Origin of the sequence: Chloracidobacterium sp. (assembly GCA_025057975.1) — a bacterium.
In the GTDB taxonomy this organism is placed as follows: Bacteria; Acidobacteriota; Blastocatellia; order Chloracidobacteriales; family Chloracidobacteriaceae; genus Chloracidobacterium.
Window position 1 is genome coordinate 1 of the sequence record JANWUV010000019.1, and the last position, 13,902, is coordinate 13,902.

The window sequence follows — 13,902 nt, forward strand, 5'->3', positions numbered from 1 at the left end:
GGGGGCGGATGAGGAGGAAGCCGGGGTGGTGCGGGTAGGCGTGCCGGTGGTGTTGGCGGTGGAGGTGGCGAGCGAGAGCCGGCGGGACGACTATGGGAAGAAGCGTGAGGCGTATGCGCGGCGCGGGGTGGAGGTGTACGTGGTGGTGGATCGGCGGCGGCGGTGCATGGTGGTGTACGGGCGACCGGATGTAGTGACGGGGCGGTACGTGGAGGAGAAAACCTATCAAGAGGGCGAGGAGGTGGAGTTGGAGGCGTTGGGCGGGTGTCGGTTGCCGGTGAGCGAGGTGTTGGCGGGGGTGTTTGCGGAGGATTTGCAGCGGGCGGAGCTGGAGCGGCTGTTGGCGGAGCAGGCGGCGAGGGAGGCGGCGGAGGCGCGGGCGGAAGCCGAGCGCCAAGCCAAGCTCGAAGCCGAAGCCCGCGCCGAAGCCGAGCGCCAAGCCAAGCTCGAAGCCGAAGCCCGCGCCGAAGCGGAACGGCGAGCCAAGGAAGCTTTGCTGGAAGAACTGACACGCCTGCGCGCGCAGTTGGGGTTGCCCCCGGAAGCTTGAATCGGAGGGGGCAATGCGCGCCGCCCGCGCTTACTCCAAGCGCGCTTCTCACGGCCGATGCGTTATGCGCAACTGGTGAACCAGCTTCTCCTGCTCCGGCGCGCGCGCCACCGTCTCGTCGCCGCGCTGCTCCGTTTGCGTCACCCCCGCATGGCGTTCCAAAAACTCGCGCAGCTTGGTCGCCGCCGCCTGCGGCACGACGTACCGATTCGCCAGCGCGCCGCGCCATGCCGCAACTACGGTGTCTTCCTGCCGGGTCGTCCACACCACATACAGTCGCTCCTCGTGCGACCGTTGCTCGCCCGGCTTCCCGCGCGGCTGCACCCCGGTCAGCGCAATCGGCGCGGTTTCCACCGCCGTTCCGGCCGTCGCCCGCGCCTGCCCGCCGTTGACGCTCGGCGTCGGAAACAGCAGAAAAAACTGTGTCCGCCCGCGCTCGTCCAGTCCCTCGTCAAACACCCACAGATACCCGTCCCGCCGGGGCGTCAGGCGCAGGCGAAACACGCTTCCCGTACGCAACTCGTACGGCTCGCGGCAGCGCCCGCCCGGCTCGCCGTCGCACAACAGCGCATAGGCTAACTGCTCCGGGGCCAACTGCTCTGGCGGTGGGTTCGGTGTTTTCTTTCTAGGTGGCGGGGGCGTTGTCCACATGGCCATCCAGTAGATCAGTCCGCACGTTGCGCCACACAGGAGCACGGCCGCCGCGCCTATCATCAAGTTCCGCCGCGCTCGTTTTTCCTCCGGCGACAATCGCTCCGCCCCGGCGCCGGCGTCAGGGAGAAAAGCCGGTTGGGTTGGGTCGCCGCCGCCGACCACGGCTGGCGCAGTCTTGTCCTTATCCACCGCCGGCGCGACCGGGGCCGTCTTTGACCCCGCCGCGCAGGCGCGGATCGCCGCTCCGAGTTCCCGCCCGTACGCTTCGGCGGACGCCGGCCGCGCTTCCGGCTCGTACCGGAGCCCTTTGAGCAACAACTGATCCACGCCGTGCGACAATTCGGCTCGGTACGCCGACGCCGGCCGTGCCGGTCCCCCCTTCCGCTCGGTGAGCAACGCCCCGCTGCTCAAGCTGCGCTCATCGGTCAGCTCAAACGGACACCGCCCCGTCAACAGCTCGTACGCCGTCACCGCCATCCCGTACACGTCGCAGGCCGCCGTGACGACCTCCCGCCGCTCCAACTGTTCGGGGGCGACGTACCGCAGCGTGCCGTCGAAATACTGCGTCAGCCCGCGGCTTTCTCCGGCTTCGCCGACATGCGCAATGCCGAAGTCCACCACCGTCACCCGCAGGTCGCCGGACTCTTCCTTTGTCAGCAGCAGGTTGTCCGGCTTGATGTCCCGGTGAATGACGCCGCGCGCGTGAGCCACGCTCAGCGTCGCGCCCAGTTGTTCCAAGACGGCGGCCGCCTCGGTCAGCGGCGGCAACCCGCGCTTGAGCCGCGCCGCGAGCGATTCGCCTTCCACGTAGCCCATGACCAAGTACGGCCGACCATCCTCCAACACGCCCACATCGTGTATCGGACACAGGCCCGGATGCCCTTCCGCACTTAGCCGCAACAGCGCCTGTTGTTCTTCCCGAAATTTTTTCCGCGTCGCTTCGTCCAGCCGGTTCAGGACCTTGACGACGACGCGCCGCCGCGCGGCGTCGGCGGCCGTGTCTTCGGCTTCATAGACCACCGCGTACCCGCCGGCGCCAAGTTCCCGAACCAGCCGATAGCGTCCGCCGACCAGTTGTTCAGCCATGGCCCGCTCCGTCTGACAGCCTGACGCTACATTGCTTTCGTCGCCAGTTGGTCGAGTTGGGCGCGCACCTGCCGCAACCGCTGCGCCGTCCGATTCCACACGTACGCGATGACCTTGTCCGTCGGGTAGCGGCCGTTCTGGTTGTATTCGGTTGTGCGCAAATCAGGGTACATCCGCAGAATCGCCGCCAACTCCGGCGCGGACTCCGTCAGCGAGATGCGCCGGTCCGCCCCCTGCATCGTCATCCACAACGGACGCACCAACTCGTAACTGCGCAGTACGGCGCGGATGCCGTCAAAAAAATCCGACTGATCTTGATAGTCGTTGTATTTGTTCAGAAACGTCTCGACCGCCACCCGCGCGTCCACCACCAGTCCGTCATACTGGCTGAAGGTCGGATTACCGTTGACCAGCGTGTTGACGCGCCCAAGGGCGTCCACCGCCTGCCGGGCGTCGTTGATGAAGCGCGCGTCAATCCGCCTGATGGGTTCACCAAACATCAGAACGGCGACGTTTTCCAGCGCAATGGTCGCCTGCTCCCCACCCGCGTTGAGATAGGTCACAGCCTGCAAATCAAGCTTGACCAGCTTGCCGACAATTTCCAGACCGTCGGTGCGCGTAATGCGGATGTCCTTGCCGACCATAGGACTCACCGGCTGAGGCGGCTGGCGGCGCGGCGTTCTTCTGCGCTGGGCGGCGAGGGTGTCCGCCGTCGTCAGCAAACCGGCTAGCAGGAACGCCAACCCCAAGTAGGCCGAACAACGCACTAGGGCCGGAGGACGTAAGGAACGACAGGTCATACGATTGAAACCTTCACGGAATGAGAAAATCGGCGTCGTCGCAAGGGATATTGAACACCAGATACGTGATGGCATCTTCGTAAACGAGTTGCCCAGCGCGCAGGCACTGCTCCCGCCGCGCCGTCAGAATACCATCCGTCGCGGCATAGTCGCTGTAAATGATGCGCTCACCCATCCGCCGGTCGTCAAAGAACCGACACTGGAAATGCGCGGCGTCGAAGCCATAGCTGACTTCCTCGGACGTAACATCAAGCCGCCAGATGGGATCGCCGTCGGCGTCGCGGTCGGGAACCGGCGCAGCGAAATCATATTCTTCCGCATGCGCCAGAAAGTTGCGCGGGTATAGCCGAACCCGACGCTTGATAGACTCAAGCTGTAGGGCGGAAAGGGGCGACGCCTGTCCTTGGTGGAGAAAGCAGCCGGCGAAACCATTGATGATGGTGACGGTGGTTTCGCCGTGCGTATGGCGCTCTGTTAGGCGCATGCGCCCACCAAAAGCGCGGAGAATTTCCAGCTCGACGGTTTCCGGCGGGTCAACATACGCTCGGCGAACGTGCATCAGGACGGTGCGCGCACCGTACAGCGCTGTACGGCCGCCAATCGCCAGAATGCAGCGCTCAATGAACGCTTCAGGAGCCGTCACCCAGTCCATGCCTTCGCCATTGAGACCGCGCAGGCGGCAGGTCGCCGCGCCAGTCTTTGCCATCCTTGTGTTGTGGCTTTTTCCACTATTCAAACGCGCCGTACGGGACGTGTCTACTGGTTTTTTTGCTTCCCCCAGCAGGTTGTGGAAAACCCGCTGGGTACGGCGCACTCACAATCGGCTTGACTTTGACCGTCAAGGTTTATTACCAACCTAGTGTTGTCGGGGCGTGGCTCAGCCTGGTAGAGCATTCGCTTTGGGAGCGAAGGGTCGCAAGTTCAAATCTTGCCGCCCCGACCACCTTCGCCGACCGGGCTTGACCGTTTCCAAGTTGCATTGCATGACCTTTACCGGCGTCTCCGCACCGTTTTGGAAAGCCCTGCCGGGCAAACTCCAACTCTTCGGGGCGTGGCTGGCCGGCTTTGGCCTATTCGGCTTGTTCCTCCTAGCCTACGCAGACGCCATTATCCCACTAACGCCGATCCCAGACGCGACGCTCGCGCTGATTTGTGCGCATAAGGTGGTCTGGTGGTGGTGGGCGGCGGCGGTGGCGGCGTGTGGTTCATCGCTCGGCTGCTGGACGGTTTACTGGCTCGTCCGGCGGCTGCGCCAACGCTTTCTAGGACGGACGCTCCTTGCACGGCAACTCTCGCCGGAACGCCGCGCGCGCATCGAGGCGCTGATTCAGCGGTACGATGTGGCCGTCCTAGCTGCCGCCGCCGTCATGCCGCCTCCTTTCCCTTTCAAGCCTTTTGTGATTTGCGCCGGACTACTGGAGTTTCACCAAGGGCGGCTTCTGGCTGGGCTGTTCATCGGCCGCGTCATTCGGTACGGTGTATTGGCTTACCTAAGTAAGCGCTATGGCGGCGAGGCCCTAAACCTGATCCAGCAGAACACCAGCTGGTTTTTCTTGGGTGTCGGCGTGGTCGTTGTCATTCTGAGCGTGCACTTCTTCACCCGCTGGTTTATTCGCCGGCGTATCCTGCACCATCCGAGTGACGCGCGGTCGGCGGAGGCCGCCGGCGTACCGCCCGATATTCGCGCTCAAGACGCTTGAGACAAAACCTCGCTTGCTTTTTGACGGATGAGCGTAGAGTAACCAGAGCTCGAAGTACAGGCGCGGCATGGGCAAGCGCTTTGCGAACAGGAGTGTTTTTCTTACCCCTATCCCCGAAGCGAATGGTTTAGTGTGTTGGACGCCGCACATCAAACAGTGTGCTGCGCCTGCTTTTGTTTGGGAAGTTCTTGGGTCGTTTTTTGCTGTAACACGGCTTGGCAGCGCATGAGCTACCCTGCGCCGTCTCTTTGACGCCGCTCCTTGACCGCTGGTAACGGCTCTCTGCCGAGCATATGTCAGCTTGTCCAATGCCCATCACCTATGCCGGTCATAGGATGCGGAAGCCGACTCCAATTATGAAGGGAAGAAGCCTGATTGGATGGCTGGTTTTCGGCTTGGCGACGACGCTGGCTCTGGTGGGGGAGTGGACGCCAGCTCGATCCGCCGCAACGCTGACGATCCCACCGCCGCCCGGCGTCCACCCGCTGACGGTCACGCCGTTGCGCTTGGCGTGGCGCTCGGAAAAGTCGGACGACCGGCCGCTGTGGCGTTCCGTCACACCATCGCCGAGAGAACAAGCCGCCTGCGCCGGTGTACGCGGGGGGACTTTTTTCGAACTTGACGACGCGGCGTTGCGCCGACGACTGGCGGGCGTTCCACCGGAAAACGCCTGCGCCGCCCGGAATTCGACACATGTCCTTGAGGTTCCAACGCCGGACGGAAAGTTCGCACGTTTTCGCCTTGTCGAGTCACCCGTGATGGAACCTGAACTGGCGGTCCGTTTCCCAGACATCAAGACCTACGCGGGGCAGGGGCTGGATGATCCAACTCAGACCATGCGCTGCGACCTGACGCCACAGGGTTTTCATGCGATCGTTCTCGGCGGGACGGATGTCGCTTTCACTGTTTTGCCGGTGACGCCGGGGCGGGCGCTCTACGCCGTGGCGTCCCCACGAACGGCGGACTTCGCCAGAGGTTTTCCATGTGAAGCGCTTCCAGCAGTGGCTGGGACGAAGCCAAGCGGCCCGGCCGGTGGAGCGGAAGCCATACCGGTTGGAAACCAGCTTCGGCGCTACCGCATCGCCATCGCCGCCACGGCGGAGTTTACCAACTCGCCCAATCTGGGCGGTGGTACGGTGGTCGGCGGGCTGGCCGCCGTGACGACGTGGCTCAATGCAGCGAACGCTATTTACGAGCGTGAACTTGCTGTCCGATTCGTTCTGGTCGCCAACAACGCCAACGTCATTTACACCGACCCGGCGACTGACCCCTACCCAAGCCCGAATGAAAGCATTGGGATGATGATCGGCGTACGAAACGACCTGCCGGCCAAAATCGGCGTGGACAACTACGACATCGGACACGTCCTTGGCGTCGGTATCGGCGGACGGGCTTTTATCGGCGTCGTTTGCAGCAATTCGCCCGACTTCGGCGGCGGCCCGGGCGCGATTAAGGGGGGCGGCGTCACGATGGTCAGCGCGACGGCTCCGGCGGGCAATGCCTTTGATCTAGGTGTGTTCTGCCACGAACTGGGTCATCAGTGCGGGGCGGATCATGCCTTCAACGGTACGACGCGCGACGGCTGCCGCCGTAACCGCAACCCTGCGACGGCGTGGGAAGTCGGCAGTGGCTCGACGATTATGGCGTACCCCGGCGTTTGTGAAGCTGACAACATTGTGACCAACTTCGACTTACGCTTCAACGCCGGGAGCTTAGGGCAAATGCTGACGTATCTTGCCGCTGGCGGCGGCGCGGATTGCGTCAGTTTGGCCGCGACGGGCAATACGCCGCCCGTGGTGAGCGTCGGCCCGCCGCTGACGATTCCGCGCAACACGCCGTTTCAGTTGACGGCGGCGGGAAGCGATGCGGACGGTGACGCGCTGACCTACACGTGGGAGCAGTGTGACGCCGCCGGCGATTTCATCAACCCGCCGTACGGCGACCAGCCGAATGATCCGCCAAGCACGACGCGCCCGCTGTTTCGGCACTATCCGCCGACGGCCTCGCCGACGCGCTTCTTTCCGAGTTTGCCGTACATCCTCAACCACGCGAATGCGCCGCCGCCGGTCATGAATGGTTTGCAAACAGGTGAAAACCTGCCGAGCGTGACACGCACCATGCGCTTTCGCGTCACGGCCCGCGACAACCGTGCGGGCGGGGGCGGGGTCACACAGGCGGAACTGACGGTCAATGTGGTCGGTACGGCCGGCCCCTTCCAAGTGAACAACATCGCCGGAGTATGGCCTGCCGGAAGTCAACAGACGGTGAGCTGGGCGGTCGCCGGGACGAATCAGCCGCCCATCAACTGTTCGGCCGTCAACATCGCGCTGTCGTACGACGGTGGAAACACGTTCGTCACGGTCGCAGCGGGCATTCCAAACACCGGGACGGCGACGATTACCGTGCCGCCTGAAGCGCCGACGACAGTGCGGGCGCGGCTCAAGGTTGAGGCGGCCAACGGCGCGGGCGTCACCGGCGGCGACGCCTTTTTCGACATTACCGACGCCGACTTTGCCATCAGCAACGTCGGTGGTTGTACGTTCAGCCTGACGCCGACATTGTTCAACGCGCCGGCGGGCGGCGCGAGCGGGACGGTCAGCGTAACGGCCGGCGCGGGCTGCGCGTGGACGGCGACGAGCAACGCGCCGTGGGTGACGATTACCAGCGGCGCGAGCGGGGTCGGCAACGGGACGGTCGCCTACACGGTCGCCGCCAATCCCGGCCCGGCGCGCAGCGGGACGCTGACGATTGCCGGACAGTCCTTCGCCGTCAATCAAGCGCGCGCCGACCGAGTTACGACCGTCGGGATGTTCCGTCCGGCGAACGGCTTCTTTTACCTGCGCTTCACGAATACGCCGGGCTTTGCCGACCGAGACTTTTTCTACGGGCTGGCGGATGACGCGCCTGTTATTGGCGATTGGAACGGCGACGGCGTGGAAACCATCGGCGTTTTTCGGCAGGGACAGTTTTTCCTTCGCAACAGCAACACGGCGGGCTTCGCCGACCTGCCCGTTATCGCCATCGCCGGAACGCAGCCGGGCGACATCCCGCTGGCGGGCGATTGGGACGGGGACGGGACGGCGACCGTCGGCTTATTCCGCAACGGGCTGTTTTTGCTCAGGAACAGCAACACGTCGGGCGCGCCGGATGTGGTCGTCACGTACGGCGGCGTCGGTGATGCACCGGTTGTCGGCGACTGGAACGGGGACGGTGTAGAAACCATCGGGGTTTTCCGGGCAGGACGGTTTTTCCTGCGCAACAGTAATTCGCCGGGTCTCCCAGACATCGAGGCGGCGTTTGGCGGGGCTGGAGACATCCCGCTGGCGGGCGATTGGGACGGCGACGGCCGCGATACGATTGGAGTGTTTCGCGTGACGGGCCAGAGCGCGCAGTTCTTTTTGAGCAACGCCAATGCGTCGGGACCGCTACCCGCGCCCATCAACTACGGGCTGGCGAGCGACCGTCCGGTCGTTGGGAAATGGCAGTAAGTGAAGCGGGCTTCTTGCGGTGGAAGCGCGCCGTTTGCCTTCCCTTGTTTTCCGGACTGTTAGGATACCGTCTGAGTTTTCAGTCTCATTGACGTTTTGACAGCCTTTGGCTGGATTGTTTCGTGCAGTCTATAGAGCTGCTTCTGAGGGCCACAGCTTGTCAAAGACAGTGAAGGGGTGTTCGCGTATTCGTTGAGTCAGGGCACAAGTCTTTGTTGGTTGGAAGTTGAGGTTGAGATATCCGAAAGAACGTTGGCGACTTCTAAGAAAACCTTGACCCAAAAGGCACTGACTATATTACCAATTCCCATAAAAACACTGACCACGCCGAATGCGGTAGCGCAACTAGGTGTTGTCGCCGGCTGGAGCAACACTTGAGGAGCGTCCCGACACCCTCAACCGCTGGTTGTGTGACAGAGAAGCGCAAAAGGATGCTCCGGGCGCGTACCTGAACACGCCGGCTTGGAAAGTGGTAGTCCACAGCAAGATAAGGTGGAGTGAGCAATGGCTAGGATGCGTTGGATGTTGTTGGTTGTTGTGGGCTGTGCTGTTTTGAGTTTGGCGGGACGCCAACTGATGGCTGCCGGCGGCGGGTCCCCGACCCAGGAAGTGGTCGGCTATTGGCGAAGTGAGGCTACACCCAATGATCCCAATGCTCGGCGGTTTGAACTCGACTTGGACGCTATGGCACGCCTCCTCTCAACGGCACCGCTTGAACGAAGCTACAGCCGCGCCGCTTTGTCGCCGGTGATCCTGGAAGTGCCAACGCCTTCAGGGACGATGGCGCGTTTCCGTGTAGCCGTATCTCCGATTTTAGAGCCGGAGCTGGCCGCACGTTTTCCTGAAATCCGGACATACGTCGGTCAAGGCGTGGAAGACCCTACCCAAACCATGCGGTGTGATGTGACGCCACAGGGGTTTCACGCCATAGTGCTGGGCGGTACGGAGGGCGCTTATACCGTGTTGCCCGAAGCGCCCAAGAGCCAATGGTACCGCGTTCAAGTCCTTCGAGCGGAAGACCTCAAAGAGTTTCGCTGCAACCCGATCCTACCACCCGAGTCCGAGCATCGGGAAAGTCAAGATATCTCGCAGGAAACTGTAAACTTCGGAAGCCAGTTACGACGCTATAGGATTGCTATTGCGGCAACGGGGGAGTTTACCAACGCGCCGAACTTAGGCGGTGGTACAGTAGCAGGCGCATTGGCTGCAATTGTGACTTATCTCAACGGGGCTAATGCAATTTATGAGCGTGACCTAGCGGTGCGCTTTGTGCTTGTCAACAACAACACAAGCGTCATTTATACCAATCCGGCAACTGACCCGTATCCCAGCCCAAACAATACAGAAATTAGCACGTTGGATGCTGTCAGAGAAGACTTGGAGAACAAGATTCGCGTGGAGAACTACGACATTGGTCATGTCCTAGGGGTTGGTGGGGGTGGGATAGCCAATATTGGTGTTGTGTGCCGCAACAACCCGCCTGACAGACCTCTCAAGGGCGGCGGGGTAACCTTGGTCAGCAGCTCACGGCCGCCAGCAAATACAAGTGACTTGTCAATATTTTGTCATGAACTGGGACACCAGTGCGCTGCTACACACACATTCAACGGCACACTAGGTTTTTGTACATCTAATCAGCGTTCGCCAGGAACGGCTTGGGAAGTCGGCAGTGGCTCAACCATCATGTCCTATGGTGGCTCATGTGGTTCAGACAATGTTGCTCCATACCCTGGGCATCAGCCCCTAAATTTTCATGCCGGCAGCATTACCCAAATGGATTCATACTTAAGTGGGACAACAGGTGGCATTTGTGTGAATCCTGTAGCAACCGGCAATACGCCGCCTACAGTCAATACCGTTCCTGCACTGACTATCCCACGTAACACACCTTTCCAACTTACGGCTGCTGGTAGCGATCCCGACGGCGACTCACTCACTTACACCTGGGAGCAACTTGACGCGGGCGGAAACACCTTTGTCAATCCACCATACGGTGACCAGCCGAACGACCCCTCAACCACAACGCGCCCCTTGTTCCGATCTTTTCCACCAACCACCTCACCAACGCGCATCTTTCCGAGCCTACAATTCATTCTCAACAACGCCAATGTCCCACCAGACTTTGTAGGAGATTTCCGAACGGGTGAGAATCTGCCAAGGGTAACCCGGCAGATGCGATTTCGTGTCACAGCACGCGACAACCGCGCTGGCGGGGGTGGGGTCAGGCAGGCAGACACAGTGGTCAGTGTTGCCGGGGGTGCTGGCCCCTTCACGGTTACGAACATCACGACACCGTGGACGCCGGGCAGTACGCGCACGGTCAGTTGGTCGGTCGCTGGCACGAATCAGTCGCCGGTAAACTGCACGCTGGTCAATATTCAGCTCTCGTATGATGGCGGCACGACGTTCACAACGATCGCCGCTAATGTCCCCAACACCGGTACGGCAACAGTCATCGTTCCGTCCAGTGCACCCCAGACAACGCAAGCGCGGGTGAGGGTGGAAGCAGCTAATGGGGTGGGTGTGGGAAGTGGCAATACATTTTTCGATATTACAGATACGAACTTTAGCATTACCCAGGGTAGTGGATGTAGCTACACGGCGACGGCGTCGCCGACGAGTTTTGCGGCTGGCGGCGGGACGGGACAGTTCACGATTGTAACCAGCGCGGGGTGTCCGTGGGCGATTACGGGCTTGCCGGGGTGGATCAGCGCCGCGCCGACGAGCGGGAGCGGGGGCGCGGTGGTGGACTTCACAGTGGCGGCGAACAGTGGGGCGGCGCGGACGGCGACGGTGACGGTCGCCGGGCAGGTCATCACCATCACGCAGGCGGCTGGGTGCAGCTACACGGCGACGGCGTCGCCGACGAGCTTTGCGGCGGTTGGGGGGACGGGACAGTTCACGATTGTGACGCAGGCAGGGTGTCCGTGGACGATTACGGGCTTGCCGGGGTGGATGACGGCCGCGCAGACGAGTGGGAGCGGGAGCGCGGTGGTGAACTTCACGGTTGCCGCCAATAGCGGGGCGGCGCGGACGGCGACGGTGACGGTCGCCGGGCAACCCATCACGATTACACAAGCCGGCAGTTTCAGCGGCAATTACGTGTTCACGTCAGGCGTGGGAACGATTCCAATAGGGGGACAGTTGGTGGCGGGGAGTCAGCAGGATGACGCGCTGGTGACGCTGACGGTGCCGTTTGGGTTTTCGGTGTATGAGACGAACGTCGCCGGTGGGGCGACATTGACGGCGGACACAAACGGGATTTTGCGGTTGGTGGGTGGAGGGGAGAGTTTGTTCAACAATCAGCCGCTGCCGGTGTCCGGGACGGGGAGCGCGCCTGCATTGTTTGTGTTCTGGGATGATATTGACCTGACGGCGCAGCAGGGCGGCAGGCCGCGGGGGATTTTCACACAGGTGACAGGGACCGCGCCGAACCGGCAGTGGATCGTGGAGTGGCGCGGGGTGCGGTTTGGGACAAATGAGGAGATTCACGTAGCGGTGGTGTTGCGGGAGGGGTCAAACCGGTTTGAGTATCGGTATGCGCAAACGGGTCCTGGGAATGGGAACAGCGCGACAGTGGGGGTGCAGGCGGCAGAGAGCGGGAATCGGTTTACGCAGTTTTCGTTCAATCAGGGGGTGATTACAGCTGGGCTGCGGTTGGAGGCACAACTGCCGACCGCGCCTTGCGACTACACGGCGACGGCATCGCCGACGAGTTTTGCAGCCGGCGGCGGCACAGGGCAATTCACGATTACAACGGGCGCGGGGTGCCCGTGGACGATTACGGGCTTGCCTGGGTGGATTACGGCGGCACAGACGAGTGGGAGCGGGAGCGTGGTGGTGGACTTTACGGTGGCGGCGAACAGTGGGGCGGCGCGGTCGGCGACGGTGACGGTCGCTGGGCAACCCATCACGATTACGCAGGCGGCTGGGTGCAGCTACACGGCGACGGCGTCGCCGACGAGTTTTGGAGCTGGCGGCGGGACGGGACAGTTCACGATTACGACGGGCACAGGGTGTCCGTGGATAATCACGGGCTTGCCGCCGTGGATACTTGCCAGCGTAACAAGCGGAAGCGGAAGCGCCGTGGTGGATTTCACCGTGGCAAACAATGGCGGGGTGGCGCGTTCGGCGACGGTGACGGTCGCCGGGCAGTCCATCACCATCAACCAGAGTGGCGCATGTACGTTTGGCATCGCACCGACATCCGTGAACGCCCCGGCGGGCGGCGGCGGCGGCGTTGTGAGCGTGACAACCGGCATGGGTTGTACATGGACGGCGACTAGCAACATGCCGTGGGCAGCCATCACGTTCGGTGCAAGCGGAAGCGGGAATGGGACGGTTGGCTATGCGATTTCAGCCAACACTGGTTCAGCCCGGAGCGGAACACTGACAATTGCTGGTCAGACGTTTGTCATCAACCAAGCGGCGGCAGGCACAGGGTGTGACTTCAGCATTACACCTCTGACGTTGAATGTGCCGGGGGACGTTGTGCCGAGCGCGACGCTCACCGTTACAACGAGTCCGAACTGCCCGTGGGAAGCGACGGTGCGCAATATTGACGCGCCGTGGATCAAGCTGATTTCGGCCCAGTTGGCCAGCGGGCAGGTCGTCACGCCCCGCATGGTCGGCCAACTCGGCGATGTCAATCGCCGCTTGGCCATTTCCGCAGCCGGCAGCGCGACGCTGACCTTCGCCGTCGGGCGCAACCCGCGCGCCACACCCCGAACAGGCACGTTCTTCGTCGCCGGACAGGTCGTCACCGTCACCCAAGCCGGGTCGGCGGGGACGGGCGCGCCCATCGGCTCAACGATGGCGATGTTTCGGCCGTCGAACGGGTATATGTACTTGAAGAACCGGCTGATTTCGGATTTCGCCGACCAAGATTTCTTCTATGGTCTGGCGGGCGATGTGCCCTTGGCCGGGGACTGGGACGGGGACGGGATTGACACGCCGGGGATTTACCGGAATGTGAACGGGGCGATGACGTTTTTCCTCATCAACAACAACACGGGCGGTTTTGCGGATGTGTCGTTTGCGTTTGGGGGCGTGGGGGACATTCCGCTGGCCGGGGACTGGGACGGGAACGGGACGGTGACGGTGGGGGTGTACCGACCGAGCGCGCAGACGTTTTTCCTGCGGAATGCATTGGCGGCGGGGAATCCGGATGTGACGGTGGTGATTGCAGGGGCGCAGGCCACCGACGTGCCGGTCGCGGGGCGGTGGACGGCCGGGAGCGGTGTGACGGGGCTGGGGCTGTATCGGCCGAGTACGGGGCAGTTTTTGCTGAAGAACGCCAACACGAGCGGGGCGCCGGACGTGACGTTCACGCTGACGACGACGGGGACGTTCGTGGCGGCGGTGGTCGGGGACTGGACGCGGCAGGGCTTTGCGACGGTGGGGGTGGTGGTGAACCTTGGCGGGACGATCCAGTTTCAGTTGCGGACTTCGAACACGAGCGGACCGCCGGAGATTCGGGTGAACTATGGTGTACCGGGGGATGTGCCGTTGATTGGGAACTGGGATGGACAGCCCAAACCGCCGCCGGTATCCGTAGCACCATAGTGCGCCAGCCTGCAGGTTTGGTGGGCTTCATACCCTGGTGTCACACCAACCCTTGGTGT

At 62.5% G+C, this 13,902-nt stretch carries 7 protein-coding genes and 1 tRNA gene; 5 read left to right on the forward strand and 3 right to left on the reverse strand.

Annotation, left to right across the window (positions count from 1 at the left end; translation table 11 throughout):
* Positions 1 to 550, forward strand: a 550-nt coding sequence (locus NZ585_13970) for a Uma2 family endonuclease (GenBank protein ID MCS7081141.1), incomplete at its 5' end; no start/stop codon positions are given.
* Positions 551 to 598: 48 nt separating this feature from the next.
* Here the strand turns inward: NZ585_13970 and NZ585_13975 are convergent.
* From NZ585_13975 to NZ585_13985, 3 genes are read right to left on the reverse strand one after another with little or no spacing between them, the layout of a single operon-like run.
* Positions 599 to 2,290: a serine/threonine-protein kinase gene (locus NZ585_13975; GenBank protein ID MCS7081142.1), complete on the reverse strand. Its 1,692-nt coding sequence runs from the start codon at positions 2,288 to 2,290 to the stop codon at positions 599 to 601.
* 26 nt (positions 2,291 to 2,316) lie between these two features.
* Positions 2,317 to 3,090 (reverse strand): hypothetical protein, encoded by a 774-nt coding sequence (locus NZ585_13980; protein MCS7081143.1) that lies wholly within the window; start codon positions 3,088 to 3,090, stop codon positions 2,317 to 2,319.
* A 13-nt stretch (positions 3,091 to 3,103) separates the two neighbouring features.
* Positions 3,104 to 3,796, reverse strand: coding sequence for a hypothetical protein (locus NZ585_13985; protein ID MCS7081144.1), 693 nt, complete (start codon positions 3,794 to 3,796; stop codon positions 3,104 to 3,106).
* 160 nt (positions 3,797 to 3,956) lie between these two features.
* Between NZ585_13985 and NZ585_13990 the strand changes: the two genes are divergently transcribed.
* The 4 genes from NZ585_13990 (at position 3,957) to NZ585_14005 (ending at position 13,843) form a co-directional block, all read left to right on the forward strand.
* Positions 3,957 to 4,033: transfer RNA gene (locus NZ585_13990), tRNA-Pro, on the forward strand.
* A gap of 40 nt (positions 4,034 to 4,073) precedes the next feature.
* Positions 4,074 to 4,790 (forward strand): VTT domain-containing protein, encoded by a 717-nt coding sequence (locus tag NZ585_13995; protein ID MCS7081145.1) that lies wholly within the window; start codon positions 4,074 to 4,076, stop codon positions 4,788 to 4,790.
* Between the two features lie 356 nt (positions 4,791 to 5,146).
* Positions 5,147 to 8,278 (forward strand): M12 family metallo-peptidase, encoded by a 3,132-nt coding sequence (locus NZ585_14000; GenBank protein MCS7081146.1) that lies wholly within the window; start codon positions 5,147 to 5,149, stop codon positions 8,276 to 8,278.
* 504 nt (positions 8,279 to 8,782) lie between these two features.
* Entirely contained in the window at positions 8,783 to 13,843 is a 5,061-nt protein-coding gene (locus NZ585_14005) for a M12 family metallo-peptidase (GenBank protein MCS7081147.1), read from the forward strand.
* The last annotated feature ends 59 nt before the right edge of the window (positions 13,844 to 13,902 follow it).